This is a genomic window from Streptomyces sp. NPDC051740 (genome assembly GCF_044453165.1).
Classification (GTDB): Bacteria; Actinomycetota; Actinomycetes; order Streptomycetales; family Streptomycetaceae; genus Streptomyces; species Streptomyces atrovirens.
On sequence record NZ_JBITCL010000011.1, the window covers coordinates 226,792 to 244,369 of the forward strand.

Sequence of the window (17,578 nt, forward strand, 5' to 3'; positions counted from 1 at the left end):
TTGACCAGAGCCCGAACGCGCGGCCCTAGCTGCCGGTTCCGGTCCTGCCCCAGTCCGGGCCCGCCTTCTCCCATGCCCGGTCCCAACGCGCGTACCGGCGGCGGACCATGCGCCGGACGGTCAGCCGTCTGAAGCCCTCGGCAAGGGCCGCGGTCACCAGGGCGGCGCCGATGCCGGCGAGCACGGCGTGCGTCGTGGCCGTCGCGGTGTCCAGGGGGCGGGCCACCGTTCTCCCGTGCCCGTCGGTCCATATCCGGAAGCGGTCGTCCGGCCGGGGGTCCTTCAGGCGTGTCGGTACCGGCCCGCTCCGCTCGGTGCCGTCCGGCGCGGTCCAGTGGGCGAGGACGCGGTGGCGCGGATCCCCGCCGGCGGATATCTCCGGGTCGCCGGCCGGCGGAGACGGATCGAGCTCGCGCACCACCGTGGCCGTCACCAGGTGCCGGGACTGGTGCTGTGCGCGGACGGAACGCTGAAGGGCGTCCTGGGCGGCACCTCCGACGAGGACGCCGGCCACCGGGGCGGCGACGAGGACGAGCAGCAGTGCCGTGAACGCCACCCATGCCTCGGCCAGGTCGGTCCCGCGGCACAACGGGTTGTGCCGCCAGCGCCAGAGTCCGCTGATCGCTCGCACGGTCCGCGCCCCCTTCCCCCCGCGGGTCCTTTCACGGATCTCTCATGAAAGGCCAACGCGCGAGCCCGGGGCCCGGTTCCCGCGCTCGCGACGGGAACCGCACAGCCGCGGACCTCCACGACGGCGCCGATGCCGGCGTTCCCGCCGCGGACAGCGGGACGCCGCCGGTCAGAAGCCCGGCGGCGTCCTGTACGAAGCCCGACGGCGCCCCGTACGAAGCGCGGCGGTCGGCGCTGTCCGAGGCGGAACTGCGTTTCCCGCCCGGCAGGGCAGAAGTCCGATTCCCTCCCCAGGGACAGCCGGAAGCGGCCTCGGGGCCTCCGGCGAATCGAGTGCGGACGGGCACGCCCGCGGGGCCGTCGTGCCGTACGGCACCGACAGCCCCGGGCAGGCTCAGTACCCGCGGTACTGCTGACTGTTGTACGGGTCCTGGTAGGGAGCGGGACCCGGCCGCGGAGCCGCGGGGCGCATCGCCTCGTAGCCCGCGGGCGGAACCGGACGCGGCGGCTGCGGCTGAGGGCCGGGGTAGCCGCGCGGCGCGGTCGCCTGCTGCGGGATGTACGCCGCGGGCGCCTGCTGGAGCGGGGCGGGCTGCGGCACCTGCGGGTAGCCGTAGGAGGGCTGGGACGGGGCCGCCGGGAGGGCGGGCAACGCCGAGGGGAGGGCGGGCAGATGACTGGCCGGCGCCTCGTACGCGGCGGGGACCCGGATCGGGGCGATCTGCGGGGTACCCCGCTCGGCCACGAGCGAGTCGTAGATCGGGGTGTCCGGGAAGGCAGCGGAGTAGTAGCCGCCGCCATAAGTGGAGCGGGGGGAGGTCATGGCACATAAGTTAAGCCCACGATGTGCTGGTTGGGGAGACCGATAAGAGGGTTGTTTTCCGTGCCCGGCGTGACTGGGGATCCCCAATACGAGCGAACTTGTGGAAAACGGGCACATCGGCAGGCGTATTTCGTGTAAAGGCCGAGTTCCGGGCGGGTTACCGGCGGTTGGCCACCGCTTCCCGCGCACTCCTCATGGGAGTTCCCCGCGCGGGGGAATAAGTTGTGCGCACGAACACCGACGGATGCCGGGTCCCGGCCCGGCGCGGCGACCCGTGATGGGGGCGGACATGTCAATGCCGAAGGGATCCAACACACCGGTGCCGACGACGGCGCTGCGGGTGGACGTGGGCCGGCGCTCCGGCCCCGGCGTACCCGACGCGGACGCCTCGGCCCTCCTGCTGGCCGGCGGGAAGGTCCGCTCCGACGACGACTTCGTCTTCTACAACCAGCCCGCCCACGCCTCCGGCGCCGTGCGCCACGAGGGCAAGCGGGACGCGGGAGGGCGGGTCACCGACACCCTGCTCGTCGACCTCACGCGCGTGGAGCCCGGCATCGGGACGGTGCTCCTGGCCGCCTCCTGCGACGGCGGTACGTTCGGACAGGTCCAGGACCTGTACATCGAGGTCAAGGACGCCGCGAACGGCACCGTGGCGGCCCGCTTCGACAGCACGGGCGCGACCACCGAGACGGCGTTCGTGCTCGGCGAGTTCTACCGGCGCCAGGGCGCCTGGAAGTTCCGCGCCGTCGGCCAGGGCTACAGCAGCGGACTCGAGGGCCTCGCCACCGACTACGGCATCACGGTGGACGAGCCGCAGCACGCCCCCGCGGCGCCCGCCGCCCCCGCGGCCCCGGTGCCGCCCGTCGCGCCCCCGGTCACCGTGCCCCCTCCGGTCGCACCGCCCCCGTCGCCGTCCGCGCCCCCCGCGCCGGTCCGGCTGACGAAGGTGACGCTCACCAAGGCGGCCCCCTCCGTCTCCCTCACCAAGCAGGGCGGCACGTCGGGCGCCCTGCACGTGAACCTCAACTGGGAGATCCGCAAGCAGTTCTCGGGCTGGGCCGGCAAGCTGGGCCGTCCGGTCGCCACGCACTCCGACCTCGACCTCGACCTGTGCGCCCTGTACGAACTCACCGACGGACGCAAGGGCGTCGTCCAGGCCCTCGGCAACGCCTTCGGGGCACTGCACCAGCCCCCCTTCGTCCACCTGGACGGCGACGACCGCACCGGTGCCGTGACCGGCGGCGAGAACCTCACCGTCAACCTCGACCACAAGCACCTCCTCCGGCGCGTCCTCGTCTTCGTCACCATCTACGAGGGCGCCCGCTCCTTCGCCGACCTGCACGCCACGGTCACGCTCAGGCCGCAGCACGGCGCGCCGATCGACTTCTCCCTCGACGAGTGCACCGTCCCCTCGACGGTGTGCGCGCTCGCCCTGATCACCAACACCGGCGGCGGCGAACTCGTCGTCCAGCGCGAGGCCCGCTACCTGGTCCCCGAACGCGGAGTGAGCCCCCAGCGCACCGTCGACCACGCCTACGGGTGGGGCATGAACTGGACCCCCGGCCGCAAGTGAGGTGACGCGTGGTCAGCCCTCGTCGGGCACGGCGTCCGGACGTGCGTAGGTGCGGCCCTTCCAGGCCGCACCGCGCCCCCGGTGATGCTGCACCGCCGAGTCCACCGTCATCAGCAGGTACAGCGCCGCGGTGAACGGCAGCAGGGGAGCGAGCCACAGCGGCTGCCGGTAGTACCGGAGCACCGGCACGTACGTCCCCGACATCACCAGCCAGGCCGCCGCGCCGAGGACCGCCGCCACCCCGTTCCCCGTCACCGCGCCCGCGACCACCGCGACGGGCGGCACCAGGTACACCAGCGCCAGCCCGGCGACCGTACCGGCCAGCACCACCGGGCTGTGCCTCAGCTGCGCGTACGCGCTCCGCGACACCATGCGCCACAGATCGCGCAGCCGCGGATACGGGCGCACGCTGTCCACCCGGTCCGCGAGCCCCAGCCAGACCCGCCCGCCGCTCCGCTTCACCGCGCGGGCGAGCGCCACGTCGTCGATGACGGCCTGCCGGATCGCGTCCGGGACCCTCGCCCGCTCGGCCGCCTCGGTGCGCAGCAGCACACAGCCGCCCGCCGCGGCGGCCGTACGGGTCCCCTCCCGCCCGATCCGGCGGAACGGGTACAGCTGCGCGAAGAAGTAGACGAACGCCGGTACGACCAGGCGTTCCCACAGGCTCGCCACCCGCAGCCGGGCCATCTGCGACACGATGTCGAACCCTCCGGTACGGGCCGCCGCCACCAGCCGGCGCAGACTGTCCGGGGCGTGCGCGATGTCGGCGTCCGTCAGCAGCAGGTACTCGGGGTCACGCGCGCGTGCCAGTCCCATGCCGTGCCGCACCGCCCACAGCTTGCCGGTCCAGCCGGCGGGCGGCTCGCCCGGAGAGCCCACCGTGAGCGGCAGCCCGCCGTGCCGGTCCGCGAGCTCCCGCGCCAGCTCCCCGGTGCCGTCCGTGCTGCCGTCGTCGACGAGGAAGACCTCGGCCCGGCCCGGATAGTCCTGGGCGAGCAGCGAGGGCAGGCTCGCGGGCAGCACCGCCGCCTCGTCACGTGCGGGGACCACGACACACACCGGCGGCCAGGTCTCCGGGTCGCGGGACGGCGGGAGTCGCACATCCGTACGCCAGAAGAAGCCCTGGCAGAACAGCAGCCACCCCCAGGCGGCGAGTGATCCGGCGGCACTCCACACGATGGCGCTCACCTGCCGCAGTCTGCCCCACGGCAGGAGCCCGAAGCGGCTCATCGTCTATCGTGGCCGGGTGAAGATCGCGCTCATGGACTCCGGAATCGGCCTGCTGGCGGCCACCGCCGCGGTGCGGCGCCTGCGCCCCGACGCCGATCTCGTCCTCTCCCTCGACCCCGACGGCATGCCCTGGGGACCCAGGACCCCGGAGGACCTCACCGGACGCGCCCTCGCCGTCGCCGAGGCGGCGGCCGCGCACCGGCCCGACGCGCTGATCGTCGGCTGCAACACCGCCACGGTGCACGCCCTCACCGCCCTGCGCGCCCGCCTCGAGCCCGGCCTGCCGGTCATCGGCACCGTCCCGGCGATCAAACCGGCCGCGGCCGGCGGCGGACCGCTGGCGATCTGGGCCACACCGGCCACGACCGGCAGCCCCTACCAGCGGGACCTGATCGAGAACTTCGCCGACGGCGTCGCCGTCACCGAGGTGCCGTGCCGGGGGCTCGCCGAGGCCGTGGAGCGCGCGGACGAGACGGCGATCGACGCCGCCGTCGCCGCTGCCGCCGAGCTGACCCCGGACGATGTGGCGACCGTCGTCCTGGGCTGCACCCATTACGAACTGGTCGCCGAGCGCATCCGGGCCGCCGTGCAGGGCCCCGGCCGCCCGCCGCTCGCCCTGCACGGCTCCGCCGGAGCGGTGGCCGCCCAGGCCCTGCGCCGCCTCGGTGAGCGGCCCGCCCCCCAGGCGCCGGCGAGCGGCACCCTGACGGTGCTGCTGAGCGGACGCGAGGGCGCGCTGCCCACGGCCGCCCTCACCTACGCGGAGGGCCGACTGCTGCGGCATGCCGCTGTCGCCCGGACGGCCCAGTAACGCTGCGCCACGCGGTACCCGCGGAGCGGATTCTGAGTAACCTCGATTCCATGAGGGACGACCGCCACGGCGAGCATGCCCCGTACTCCGAGGTCTGGACCGGTCGCGCGACCAACCGCTTCCAGTGGTTCCTGGCGCTGATCGGCGCCGCCTGCCTGGCGCTCGGCATCGCGCTGGCCGTCGACTCCCAGTGGACGTCCGGCATCGCGCCGCTGGCCATGGCCGTCGTCGGCTGCATCGCCGCCGGGCTGCTGGTCCTGTTCGGCACCCTCGCCTTCGTGCACGTCGCGCTGCGGGTCGACGAGGACCACCTGGAGGTGCGCTGCGGCCACATCGGCGTGCCCCGCCGCCGCATCCCGCTCTCGCACGTCGCGGGTGCGGAGTTCGCCCCGCACGTCACCCCGCGGCACTGGGGCGGCTGGGGATACCGCTGGCGCCCCGAGAAGGGCACGGCGGTCGTCGTACGTCGCGGTGAGGGCATCATCCTGCGCCTGTGGGACGGCCACACCTTCACGGTGACGGTGGACGACGCGGAAGCAGCGGTGACGGTCATCCGCGACCGCCTCCGCCCCCGCACACCGGGCGCGACCCACTGACCACCCCTCCGCTTCCGCGGGCAGTCGTGCCTCCCCCAGTGCCTCAAGGGCCTGGGAGGTACCCCCCAGGGCGGCACGGGTGGGCGGTGGGGGTCCCGCTCATGGGGGAGAAGCCGAGAGTGGGGGAGGCACCCCGCAAGAGCCGGGCCGGGCGCCCCCGGCCCACGGCGACGGGAGCACTCCGCGAACGCCGCTCACCCGCGCGGCGCGACGCCTCCTCCGCGGACCCCCGCGACGTGGCCGGCCCCGCTACGGGCCGCACGGCCAGGGCGCCGGAGCGCGATGACAGCCGGTGCCCGGTGGGGTACGTGTGGTGACGATCCGCGCGGAAACGACGCGGCGCGCAGCCGGCACACCCGGGGAAGCACGGGCCACCCGGCGTCCTCTGCCCCGCCGACCGTGCTGTCGGCCGCCAGGTCACGCGCCGTAGACTCCCGGAGTGACCGTCACCGCAACCTCCGTCGACGAGTCGGACCCGATGCCGCCGCAGACCGCGCCCCCGGCGCGGGGCGGGCGGCTCGTGCGCCTCCTCCCGGCCGCCGCAGCCGCGCTCTCGGGCCTGCTCCTCTACGTCAGCTTCCCGCCGCGCACCCTGTGGTGGCTGGCCCTGCCTGCCTTCGCCGTCTTCGGCTGGGTGCTGCGCGGCCGGAGCTGGAAGGCGGCGCTCGGCCTCGGCTACCTCTTCGGCCTCGGCTTCCTGCTGCCGCTGCTGGTGTGGACCGGTGTGGAGGTCGGGCCCGGTCCGTGGATCGCCCTCGTGGTGATCGAGGCGGTCTTCGTCGCGCTGGTCGGCGCGGGCGTCGCCGCGGTGTCGAAACTCCCCGGGTGGCCGGTGTGGGCGGCGGCGCTGTGGATCGCCGGCGAGGCGGTACGCGCGCGCGCACCGTTCAGCGGCTTCCCCTGGGGCAAGATCGCGTTCGGGCAGGCGGACGGCGTCTTCCTGCCGCTCGCCGCGCTCGGCGGCACCCCGGTGCTGGGCTTCGCCGTAGTGCTGTGCGGCTTCGGCCTGTACGAGATCGTCCGGCTGGTCCTGCGGGCCCGGCGCACCGGGACCGTACGGCGGGCCGCGGCGGTCGTCGGCGTGCTGAGCGTCGCCGTACCGCTGGTGGCCGCCCTCGCCGCCCGGTCGCTGGTCAGCGACAAGGCGGAGGCCGGCACCGTGACCGTCGCCGTCATCCAGGGGAACGTGCCCCGCCTCGGTCTGGACTTCAACTCCCAGCGGCGCGCGGTCCTCGACTACCACGCGCGGGAGACGGAGCGCCTGGCCGCCGACGTCGCGGCCGGCAGGGCCGAGCACCCCGACATCGTGCTGTGGCCCGAGAACTCCTCCGACATCGACCCCTTCACCAACCCCGACGCGCGCACCGTCATCGACAGGGCGGCCAAGGCCATCGACGCGCCCGTCTCGGTCGGCGGCGTGGTCGACAGGGACGGTGAGCTGCTCAACGAGCAGATCCTCTGGGACCCGGAGAAGGGCCCCGTCGACACCTACGACAAACGGCAGATCCAGCCGTTCGGCGAGTACCTCCCGCTGCGCTCGCTGGTGGGGGCGATCAACGAGAACTGGACGTCGATGGTCAGCCGGGACTTCAGCCGGGGCGGCGAGCCGGGCGTCTTCACCATGAACGGTGCCGGCGTCGGCCTGGTCACCTGCTACGAGGCCGCCTTCGACTGGGCGGTGCGCGACACGGTCACCGCCGGCGCCCAGATGGTCTCGGTGCCCAGCAACAACGCCACGTTCGGCCGCAGCGAGATGACCTACCAGCAGCTCGCCATGTCCCGGGTCCGCGCCGTGGAGCACAGCCGAGCCGTCACCGTGCCGGTGACCAGCGGGGTCAGCGCGATCATCATGCCCGACGGGGAGATCACGCAGAGGACCGGCATGTTCGTCGCCGACTCGCTGGTGCAGGAGGTGCCGCTGCGCACCTCCCGGACCCCCGCCACCCGCCTCGGCATCCTCCCGGAGATCGCCCTCGTCCTGGTCGCCGCGGGCGGACTGGGCTGGTCCGTCGCCGCCGGGGTGCGCGGGCGACGCGCCGGTGACGTGCGGTAGTACGCCCGCCGCACGCCCCCTGAAGCGCCGGGGAGGGCTCTGACCGGCCGGTTAGGGTCGGGGCATGGCTACTCCTGACTTCATCCGCACCCTGCGCGCCTCCGCCGGTCATCAGCTCCTCTGGCTCCCCGGGGTCACCGCCCTCGTCTTCGACGACGAGGGCAGAGTCCTGCTGAACCGCCGGACCGACACCCGCAAGTGGTCGGTGATCGGCGGCATCCCCGACCCCGGGGAGCAGCCCGCGGCCTGCGCCGTGCGGGAGGTCGAGGAGGAGACCGCGGTGCGCTGCGCCGTCGAGCGGGTCGTACTGGTCCAGGCGCTGGACCCGGTGACGTACGGCAATGGCGACGTCTGCCAGTACATGGACATCACCTTCCGCTGCCGTGCCCTCGGCGGCGAGGCACGGGTCAACGACGACGAGTCGCTGGACGTCGGCTGGTTCGCCGTGGACGCGCTGCCGGAGCTGAACGAGTTCGCGCACTTCCGGATCAAGCAAGCCATGTCCGACGCACCCACATGGTTCGACCCCACTGGAACTGGCTGAACTGTAGGGCTTGCCCACATGGGGCACCGTGGGGGTGCTGCCTAGGGTCGAGACATGACCGCGCCCCGTGCCCTCCCGGCCCCCCACGCCACCCCGCTCGACCTCGGTGGCCGTACCGCCCTCGTCACCGGCGCCGCCGGCGGCATCGGCCGCGCCTGCGCGCTGCGGCTCGCGGCCGCCGGGGCCAAGGTCAGAGCCGTCGACCGGGACGCCGCGGGCCTGGAAGCGCTCGCCGAGGCGGCCCGGGACGCCGGGGGCGCCGTCGAGCCGCACGTCCTCGACCTCACCGACCTGGACGCCGCCGAACTCGCCGCCGCCGGCACCGACGTGCTGGTCAACAACGCCGGACTGCAACTGGTCCGCCCCATCGAGGAGTTCCCGCCCGACGTCTTCCACACGGTGCTCACCGTGATGCTGGAGGCACCCTTCCGGCTCATCCGGGGCGCCCTGCCCCATATGTACGGCCAAGGGTGGGGCCGCATCGTCAATGTGTCCTCGGTCCACGGTCTGCGCGCCTCTGCTTATAAGTCCGCCTATGTGGCCGCCAAGCACGGCCTGGAGGGACTGTCCAAGACCACCGCCCTGGAAGGCGCGCCCCACGGCGTCACCTCCAACTGTGTGAACCCCGCCTATGTGCGCACCCCACTGGTCGAGAAGCAGATCGCCGACCAGGCCCGGACCCACGGCATCCCCGAGGAACGTGTCCTGTCCGAGGTGATGCTGCGGGACAGCGCCGTCCGGCGGCTCATCGAACCGGAGGAGGTCGCCGAGGCGGTGGCCTATCTGTGCGGCCCGCAGGCGTCCTTCGTGACCGGCACCTCACTGGTCCTGGACGGCGGCTGGACCGCGCACTGAGACATCGGCCACCAGCGGCCGGCCGTCGGCCGACAGAGTTCTCCACAGGCCTGACGGGGCGGCCGCGGGATGAGGAATCCTGTGAGCATGTCCCGCGATCACCTGCAGTCCGCCGAGCGTCCCGCCCCCGCCGCCGGAGCGCCGGGGCGGGCGTTTCCCGACGCCCGTCCCGTGTCCGGCAGCTCCGAGACGCCGTTCCTGGAGCTGCTGGCCCGCGGCGCCTCCGCCGAGGCGTACGAGCAGCCGGTGCTGCTCGCCCGCGCCGAGGGACTGCCCGCCGAGCGGATCGCCGCCCTCCAGCAGGCCAAGGTGCTCGCCCTGCGGGTGCGTGCGGAACTGGAGGGGCGCCGCCGCCGGGAGGCCGAGCTGTCCGCCCTCTTCGAGACCGCCCACGACCTCGCCGGACTGCGCGACCTGGACGCCGTGCTCCAGGCGATCGTGCAGCGCGCCCGCTCCCTGCTCGGCACCGACGTCGCCTACCTCAGCCTGAACGACCCGGTCAGGGGCGACACCTACATGCGGGTCACCGAGGGCTCGGTCGCCGCCCGCTTCCAGCAACTGCGCCTCGGCATGGGGGAGGGGCTCGGCGGCCTCGTCGCCCAGACCGCCCGCCCCTACGTCACCGACGACTACTTCCGCGACGACCGCTTCCAGCACACCCACAGCATCGACACCGGCGTGCGGGACGAGGGGCTCGTCGCCATCCTCGGCGTGCCGTTGACGCTCGGGCACCACGTCATCGGCGTCCTGTTCGCCGCGGACCGGCGGGCCAGGGTCTTCGAGCGGGAGCAGATCGCCCTGCTCGGTTCCTTCGCCGCCCTCGCCGCGGCCGCCATCGACACCGCCAACCTGCTCGCCGAGACCCGCTCGGCCCTCGCCGGCCTGGAACGCGCCAACGAGATCATCAAGGACCGCAGCGCGGTCATCGAGCGCGCCTCGGACGTCCACGACCGGCTCGCCGAGCTGGTCCTGCGCGGCGGCGGGGTGCACGACGTGGCCGCCGCCGTCTCCCAGGTCCTGGACGGCACGGTCGAGTTCACCGAAGCCACCGCGGCACCCGACCGGGCCCTGGAGTCCTCACGGGCGGAAGGCCACGCGGTACGGCACCGGGACGACTGGATCGCCGCGGTGGCCGCCGGCGACGAACTCCTCGGCGCGCTGGTCCTGCGCGGCCACCCCGGCCTCGACCCCGTCGACCAGCGCACGCTGGAACGCGCGGCCATGGTCACCTCACTGCTGCTGCTCGCCCGCCGCTCCGCCGCCGAGGCCGAACAGCGCGTCCGCGGCGAGCTGCTCGACGAGCTGCTCGACGCCCGCGCCCGCGACCCGCGCCTGCTGCGCGAGCGCGCGGCCCGGCTGCGCGCCGACCTCGACGCCACCCACGCCGTGCTCGCCGCCCGCCTGGAGGGCCCCGCCGCCGACGCCGACGAAGAGGCGGACGCCCGCAGACGGCTGTGGGCCGCGGCCTCCCACCTCGCGGCCACCCGGCAGGGCCTCGCCGCCGCCCGCGACGGCGGCACCGTCCTGCTGCTGCCCCTCGCCTCCGGTGACACCGCCACAGAGCTGGCCCGCCGCACCGCCCGCCACCTGGGCACGGCCGTCCACGGACCGGTCACCGTCGGCGCGTCCGCCCCGGTCGAACACCTCACCGCCCGCCCCGACACCGTGGCGTCGGCCTACGCGGAGGCCCGCCGCTGCCTCGACGCCCTCCGCCTCCTCGGCCGCGCCGGTGACGGCTCCGCCGCCGAGGACTTCGGCTTCCTGGGGCTGCTGCTGGCCGGCGAGCGGGACATCGCCGGCTTCGTGACCCGCACCATCGGCCAGGTCGTGGCGTACGACGAACGACGCGGCACCGAGCTGCTGCGCACCCTCGACGCCTACTTCGCCTGCGGCATGAGCCCCGCCCGCACCAAGGACGAACTGCACGTCCACGTCAACACGGTCGCCCAGCGGCTGGAACGCGTCGGCCGCCTCCTCGGCGACGACTGGCAGAGCCCGGCCCGGGCCCTGGAGATCCAGCTCGCCCTGCGCCTGCACCGCCTGTCCGGAGGCACGCCGCCTCCCGCACGGCACTGACCCCCGTACACGAGGTGCGCACGGGGGCCGGTGTCCTGCGGGATCAGACGGTGCGCGCGTCCTGGACCGCCTCGACCGGTTCGTCCGCGCCACCCGACGGGTCCGTGTCCGCCAGGTCCCGGTGCCGGGTCTCCTTGGCGGCCGCCAAGGCGACGACCGTCAGCAGGCTCGCCGCGATGACGTAGAGCGAGATCGGCGTGGAGCTGCCGTAGTCCGAGAGCAGCGCCGTGGCGATGAGCGGCGCCGGCGCACCCGCGGCGACGGAGGCGAACTGGGCGCCGATGGAGGCACCGGAGTAGCGCATCCGGGTCGCGAACATCTCGGAGAAGAAGGCGGCCTGCGGCGCGTACATCGCCCCGTGCAGCACCAGACCCACGGTCACCGCCAGCAGCAGGCTGCCGAAACCGCCGGTGTCGATCAGCGCGAAGAACGGGAACATCCACAGCCCCACCCCGACCGCGCCGATCAGATACACCGGGCGCCGTCCGAGCCGGTCCGACAGGGCACCCCAGGCCGGGATGACGGCGAAGTGGATCGCCGAGGCGATGAGCACGGCGTTGAGCGCGGTCTGCTTCGAAACCCCGGCGGACGTGGTCGCGTACACGAGGATGAACGCGGTGATCACGTAATAGCTGATGTTCTCCGCCATCCGCGCCCCCATCGCCACCAGCACGTCACGCCAGTGGTGCCGCAGGACCGCCACGACCGGCATCCGTTCGGCGCCCGCGTCCGCCTTGCGGGCCTCGGCCTGCTCCAGCGCCCGCTTGAACACCGGCGATTCGTCGACGGAGAGACGAATCCACAGACCGACGATCACCAGCACCCCGGACAGCAGGAACGGGATCCGCCAGCCCCAGGCCCCGAACGCGGAGTCCGACAGCACGGCGGTCAGCAGCGACAGCACACCGGTCGCCAGCAACTGCCCCGCCGGCGCGCCGGTCTGCGGCCACGAGGCCCAGAACCCGCGCCGCCGGGCGTCCCCGTGCTCGGACACCAGCAGCACGGCACCGCCCCACTCACCGCCGAGCGCGAACCCCTGGACCAGCCGCAGCACGGTGAGCAGCACGGGCGCGGCGCTGCCGATGGTCGCGTGCGTGGGCAGCAACCCGATCGCGAACGTCGCCCCGCCCATCATCAACAGGCTCAGCACCAGCAGCTTCTTGCGCCCGAGCCGGTCCCCGTAGTGCCCGAAGACCAGCGCGCCGAGCGGCCGCGCGGCGAACCCGACGGCGTACGTCAGGAACGACAGCAGCGTCCCGACCAGCGGATCGGAGTCCGGGAAGAACAACTTGTTGAAGACGAGCGCGGCGGCGGAGCCGTAGAGGAAGAAGTCGTACCACTCGATGGTGGTGCCGATGGGGGAGGCTCGTGTGACAGGTCCGGGTGAGCGCTGTTCAGGCGGTGATGGTTCAGGGCCGGATCAGTACACCCCCTCAGCGACGGCTGCGCGCGAGCGGACACCGGGTGTCGGCGGCTGATGTCGTTCGGCGAGCACACGCTCGCGCCGTGCACGGTCCGCAGCGGCGACGATCGTGATCCAGTCGGGCCCGAGACGGGCGATCAGGCGGGTACGCAACACGGTCCGCTGCCGGGCCGTGGTGCCCGCCCAGATACCCGTCGGTGTCTCCTCCGGATGTGCGAGTGCCCACTTGAGGCACTGAGGCGCGACCGGGCACACCGCGCACTGTGCCTGAGCAGCCGCTATGCGCTGGGTGACCTGGTACCCACGTTCTTCGTATTCGTGGACGAAGAGCTCAGGACTTGTCCGGCAGCTGGTCGGTTTGTGAATGCGGGGGAACGGGATGTCGGCGGCAGAAGGATCGGCGGAGCTCATCGGGTGTACCTCGATTCGAAGGTGGGGGCAGGCGGACGAGGGTTTGTGCGGCCGGATCGTGTCGGCGGTGAGCCGGTCACACAGCGTCGGGCGCTCGATTGCGCGCCGGGTGTTCGGTCGAGGGCGGTTCTCTTCGGTGCGGGGCGGGGGCGGTCATGGTGCTTGCGCCGGGTCGCGGGTGCCGGGGCGTCCGGCCCGGCGGCCGTTGACGGACGCATCCGCCCCGTGCCGGGCCCCGGCGAGGGTCGCCCGGCCGGTGTGCTTGCCGTCGTAGAGAGCAGCGTCGGCAGCTCTGAGCAAACGCGACAGGTCGGTGGTGCCGATCGCGCCGGGCGTCGCAGCCCCGACCGAGGCCTCGACGTGGACGACCTGGCCGTCCTCCAGAAGGACCGGCTGGGTGAGCGAAGACATCAGGCGTGCGAGGCATGCGTGCTGGAGACCGGAGCCGAGCCGGGTCGTGAGAGCGAACTCGTCCCCGCCGAGCCGGCCGACGGCGGCCGTGCTGCCCGCCCACTTGGCGAGCCGCTGTGCGGTCGCGGCCAGCACGGCGTCTCCGGCTGGGTGTCCGAGCCTGTCGTTGATCTCTTTGAAGTGATCCAGGTCGCAGATGAGCGTCACGGTGTCGTTGGCGTAGCGGTCGAGGATCTGCTGAGCCTTGGCGGTGTAGCCATCGCGGCGAAGAAGCCCGGTGAGCGGGTCGCGACTGGCAGAGGCGAGCCGGCGCCGAAGTGCTGTGGCGTGCAGCGCCCACCCGAGCAGCGGGACTGCTGGAACAGCCAGAAGAAGCGCACGACGTGCGCAGGAGACGTACGCCTGTGGATGGGCGGCCATGATGACTCCTTCGTGTCGTGCGGTGGCAACGGCTCCGCGCGGGCGGCAGATCGGACGCGGGGATGTGTCCCGTCCGGGGACACTGCAGATCGACGTGGGTGGGCGGATCCCTGTTGTGGAGATCCCTTCAACGGGTGGATTTCGCGACTGAACGGTGGAGCGGCCGGTCGGACAGCGGGCCTTGCTCTCGGCGGGCGCTCGCCTGTGACGACGCGTACTCACGGAGGCCGGGATGGCGGCTGGGGCGAAACGGGATCGTTCGTCATGTGGGGGTGATGTGACGCTGCGGCACTCACCCGGGCCTGGAAGGCTCGGGTGTCGGCCGCGCACATGACGCTCATCAGGAACGTCCGCGGATGGGTGAGGGCTGGCCGGCCTGGACGAGGTTGGGCAGAGGTTTCATGAGTGGTTGTCCTTCGGTGTGCGGAGCTTCCGTCGGCTTTGACTCCGTGACGTAGCGATCGGTCACTGGCGAGGGACGGCGAGGCACTGGCGTCTCTGCTCGTCAGGGAGTCTGCGCATCCGTCACGGCGGGCCGGCGCGGAAAGGCTGTGGCGGCCTGGTACGGAACCGGCGCCGGCCGTACGTCATGGAGGGCGTCGGAGAGTTCGTCCGGCGTCACGCGAACGTCGGTATGGAAGCGCCGAAGCCAGTACGGCCCGAGGGGCTGCTTATGAAACGTTGGTGGAAAAGGAATCCGCCACGGCGCGGAGACCCATGCTCCGTACGGGTTGGCCCAGCGCCTTTCGTGCCGGGCGGGACGATCCAGTACATCCATGGGTGGCCCTCCTCGGCGATGATCGGTCCGCAGCCTCCGGGGTTCGAACCCATGAGGGAGAGCAACTGTTCGCCTGCTTCATGAGCTGCGGTGATCACGACGTCGTGGTGCTTGCCCGGAGATTTGATCGTCGGCAAGTGGGCCACGTTCTCGAGGCGACGTAACAGCGACGTCGGATGGGACCAGTCGTGCACCAGGTGGGAAGTCATGGCTGTAGCGCTTTGTCCGTGATGTGCATGTGGGCCGGGTAGGGGCCCGGCCGGGTTCGGCGACGTAGTCGTCCTGACCGTGCGACGGGTCGGCATCAAGCCGAAGGAACGTCCCCGTTGCAGTGCTCTGCGAGGGTTTACGACGCCACACGACACCCTCGACCTCTGAACTTCCTTACATCGACAACTGGCGAGATCCCGATGGGCCTCGGGGCGAACTAATCTGGTACCTCGACCCTTCCGTCACAGGCTCCCCGCTCGTGGCGGAGCTGAGTTCCCTCTGACTGCGGGGACACGGCGGGGTCGATCGCGTAAGGGCTTGGCGGAAGGCGTTCGGTGGACTCACAGCAGGATTTCGGGATGCAGTTGCGGACGTTCCGGCGCGTTCGGAGCTTGTCACTGAACCAGCTGTCGGCGTTGACCCACTTCAGCAAGGGGTATCTCAGCAAGATCGAGAACGGCGTGAGGCCGCCGACGCGCGAGCTCGCGGTTGCGTGCGACCGGGCCCTCGAACTGGACGGTGTGTTAGAAGCACTGGTGTCCGTTTCCCCGCCGAGAGCGGCGGTCGAGCGCAGAGCACCCGTTTCGGTCCCGGCTCAACTGCCCTCTGCTGCATTGATGGTCGGCCGGTCGGAGACGGCTCGTGACCTGCTTGAGGCGGTGACGGGCGTGACCGGCCGGACCGTGGTGATCGGCATCGACGGGATGGCCGGGGTGGGCAAGACCACGATGGCTCTGCATGTCGCGTACAGCCAGCGGGATCACTACCCCGATGGTGCGTTGTACTGCGACCTGCAGGGCCACTCGGAGGCAGCGGCGCCGCTCCCGCCGGGACAGGTGCTCGGAGACTTTCTGCGTGCGTTGGGCGTTGAGGCCGACGTCATCCCCGACGCCACGGCCGAGCGTTCCAAATTGCTGCGCTCGACACTGAACGGGCGACGCGTCCTCATGGTGCTCGACAATGCGGCGACCAGTGCCCAGGTCCGCCCCCTGCTTCCCGGCGCGGCTGACTGTCTTGTGCTGGTCACGAGTCGCAGCCGGCTCGCCGGTCTTGCCGTCCACGACCACGCGCGCCTCCTCACGCTGGACCCGCTCGAAGACGAGGACGCGTTGGCGCTGTTGCGAGACCGGGTCGGCGGGAGCCGGGTCGATTCCGAGCCCGGCGCGGCCGCGGACATCGTCCGATGGTGCGCGCGTCTTCCCCTTGCCCTGGCGATCGCCGCGGACCTGGCCGCCGAACGCCCTCACGTCGCGCTCGCCGACCTGGCGGCTGACTTGGCGCAGGAACCCAACCGGCTGAATCTGCTGGCCTCCGAGGAAGATCCGAGGACGGCAGTGAGCGCCGCCTTCTCCCGGTCCTACGCCACTCTGGCCGCGCCGGCGGCCCGCGCGTTCCGCCTTCTCGCGCTGCACCCCGGGCGGGGCATCAGCGCGGAGGCGGCCGGTGCCCTGCTGGACACGACCGCCGAAGACGCCCGGCACCAGCTGCGTACGCTCGTGCGCGCACACCTGCTCACAGAGCCGACGCCACACCGCTACGGATTCCACGATCTGCTGCTCCTGTACGCGATGGACAAGGCCAGTCAGGAGGAGCCGGCCGAGACGCGCCAACAGACCGTGCGCCGGTCGCTGGAGTGGTATCTGCACACGGTGAGAGCCGCTTCGCAGGTGATCACTCCGAACCGCTGGCTGAATGAGCTGCGCGATGTGTCGCCTCCCGGTGACGGGGTGCCGACGTTCACCGAGCGTGCGCAGGCCCTGCTGTGGTGCGAGACCGAGCGGCGCAATCTGATCGCCGCAGTGGATGAGGCCGCCGCACTTGGAATGCACGCGGTGGCTTGGCAACTGGCCGCCGCGCTGGTCGGATTCCTCTACCTGCGCAAGCACCGTTCCGACTGGGATCATGTAACTCGGCTGGGGCTCGCCTCGGCCATGCAGGTCGAAGACCTGGAAGCCCAAGCGCGCATGCACACCTACCGGGGTGGCTCCTGCGCGGAGTCGCACGACTACACCGAAGCGACCGCTCAGTTCGAACAGGCGCTCAGCGTGTACCAACGTGTCGGAGACACCTTGGGACAGGTCAACGCGCTCAGTAATCTTGGTGACGTGAACCTCCGGCAGGGGCGCTACGCCGAAGCCCTTGTGCACCTCGAGCCCGCCGCGGCTGCCGGACGCGATGTCCAGCAGCCCTGGGTCATGGGGATCCTCCTCAACAACCTCGGTGAGGCGCGGGTCCACGTCGGCCGCTGCCAGGAGGCGGTGATGGACCTTCAGCAGGCTCTCGTGATGCACCGGGAGATCGACAACACCTGGGTCGAGGCCATCACTCGTACGAACCTGGGCATTGCCCACTACCACCTCGCGGAACCGGAACAGGCGGTCACCTACTTCGATGAGGCCTTGCGACTCCACCATGCCGCCGGAAACGAGTGGGGAGAAGGCTGGACCCTCCACCACCACGCCCTGTGCCTTCAGAAGCAGGGTTACGGGGCCGAGGCGCTCGAGATGTGGAAGAAGGCGTTGACCGTGCTCGAATCTCTCGGCGACCCACTCGCCGACACGGTCCGCGCCCACGTCGAGGAGTCGGCCCTCGCTCCACTGGGACCGGACGTGTGAGTGCGTCCCCGAGTTCAGCCTCCCTTCCGGCGTGATGCGTTCGGCGAGGTCGGGAACACTGGCCGGCTGCGTCCGGCGCGGATGGCGAACGGCACGGCGTGCAGACGGTTGCGCAGCGC

At 72.2% G+C, this 17,578-nt stretch carries 13 protein-coding genes and 1 pseudogene; 8 read left to right on the top strand and 6 right to left on the bottom strand.

Translation table 11 applies throughout. The features are described from left to right. Positions 1-25: 25 nt before the first annotated feature. Both ACIA6T_RS20620 and ACIA6T_RS20625 read right to left on the bottom strand, forming a co-directional pair. Positions 26-631, bottom strand: coding sequence for a hypothetical protein (locus tag ACIA6T_RS20620; RefSeq protein ID WP_399447909.1), 606 nt, complete (start codon positions 629-631; stop codon positions 26-28). A 393-nt stretch (positions 632-1,024) separates the two neighbouring features. Continuing rightward, positions 1,025-1,453: a DUF6643 family protein gene (locus tag ACIA6T_RS20625; protein ID WP_073934830.1), complete on the bottom strand. Its 429-nt coding sequence runs from the start codon at positions 1,451-1,453 to the stop codon at positions 1,025-1,027. Between the two features lie 295 nt (positions 1,454-1,748). Between ACIA6T_RS20625 and ACIA6T_RS20630 the strand changes: the two genes are divergently transcribed. Next, entirely contained in the window at positions 1,749-3,026 is a 1,278-nt protein-coding gene (locus tag ACIA6T_RS20630; protein ID WP_399447910.1) for a TerD family protein, read from the top strand. Between the two features lie 12 nt (positions 3,027-3,038). Here ACIA6T_RS20630 and ACIA6T_RS20635 read toward each other — a convergent pair whose 3' ends face one another. Next, entirely contained in the window at positions 3,039-4,256 is a 1,218-nt protein-coding gene (locus tag ACIA6T_RS20635) for a glycosyltransferase (protein WP_399447911.1), read from the bottom strand. Positions 4,257-4,272: 16 nt separating this feature from the next. Here ACIA6T_RS20635 and ACIA6T_RS20640 point away from each other — a divergent pair, with 16 nt between their 5' ends. The 6 genes from ACIA6T_RS20640 to ACIA6T_RS20665 all read left to right on the top strand — a co-directional run bounded on the left by ACIA6T_RS20640 (position 4,273) and on the right by ACIA6T_RS20665 (position 11,191). Further along, on the top strand, positions 4,273-5,067 hold the full coding sequence (locus ACIA6T_RS20640; RefSeq protein WP_399447912.1) for a glutamate racemase: 795 nt from the start codon (positions 4,273-4,275) through the stop codon (positions 5,065-5,067). A gap of 50 nt (positions 5,068-5,117) precedes the next feature. Next, positions 5,118-5,663 carry a hypothetical protein gene (locus ACIA6T_RS20645; RefSeq protein ID WP_399447913.1) on the top strand — a complete coding sequence of 182 codons (546 nt, stop codon included), beginning with the start codon at positions 5,118-5,120 and terminating at the stop codon, positions 5,661-5,663. A 439-nt stretch (positions 5,664-6,102) separates the two neighbouring features. Beyond that, a complete protein-coding gene (gene lnt, locus ACIA6T_RS20650; protein ID WP_399447914.1) occupies positions 6,103-7,716 on the top strand; it encodes an apolipoprotein N-acyltransferase in 1,614 nt (537 codons plus the stop codon). 64 nt (positions 7,717-7,780) lie between these two features. Further along, entirely contained in the window at positions 7,781-8,260 is a 480-nt protein-coding gene (locus ACIA6T_RS20655) for an NUDIX domain-containing protein (protein ID WP_073934837.1), read from the top strand. Between the two features lie 54 nt (positions 8,261-8,314). Next, on the top strand, positions 8,315-9,115 hold the full coding sequence (locus ACIA6T_RS20660; protein WP_399447915.1) for a 3-hydroxybutyrate dehydrogenase: 801 nt from the start codon (positions 8,315-8,317) through the stop codon (positions 9,113-9,115). Positions 9,116-9,202: 87 nt separating this feature from the next. Beyond that, complete coding sequence (locus ACIA6T_RS20665) at positions 9,203-11,191, top strand: helix-turn-helix domain-containing protein (RefSeq protein ID WP_399447916.1); 1,989 nt, start codon at positions 9,203-9,205, stop codon at positions 11,189-11,191. Positions 11,192-11,234: 43 nt separating this feature from the next. Here ACIA6T_RS20665 and ACIA6T_RS20670 read toward each other — a convergent pair. The 3 genes and pseudogenes from ACIA6T_RS20670 to ACIA6T_RS20680 all read right to left on the bottom strand — a co-directional run. Beyond that, positions 11,235-12,557, bottom strand: a pseudogene (locus ACIA6T_RS20670) (MFS transporter); the annotation flags it as partial. 54 nt (positions 12,558-12,611) lie between these two features. Continuing rightward, a complete protein-coding gene (locus ACIA6T_RS20675; protein ID WP_399447917.1) occupies positions 12,612-13,025 on the bottom strand; it encodes a WhiB family transcriptional regulator in 414 nt (137 codons plus the stop codon). A gap of 153 nt (positions 13,026-13,178) precedes the next feature. Then, positions 13,179-13,856: a GGDEF domain-containing protein gene (locus ACIA6T_RS20680; protein WP_399447918.1), complete on the bottom strand. Its 678-nt coding sequence runs from the start codon at positions 13,854-13,856 to the stop codon at positions 13,179-13,181. A gap of 1,323 nt (positions 13,857-15,179) precedes the next feature. Between ACIA6T_RS20680 and ACIA6T_RS20685 the strand changes: the two genes are divergently transcribed. Continuing rightward, on the top strand, positions 15,180-17,459 hold the full coding sequence (locus ACIA6T_RS20685) for a tetratricopeptide repeat protein (protein ID WP_399447919.1): 2,280 nt from the start codon (positions 15,180-15,182) through the stop codon (positions 17,457-17,459). The last annotated feature ends 119 nt before the right edge of the window (positions 17,460-17,578 follow it).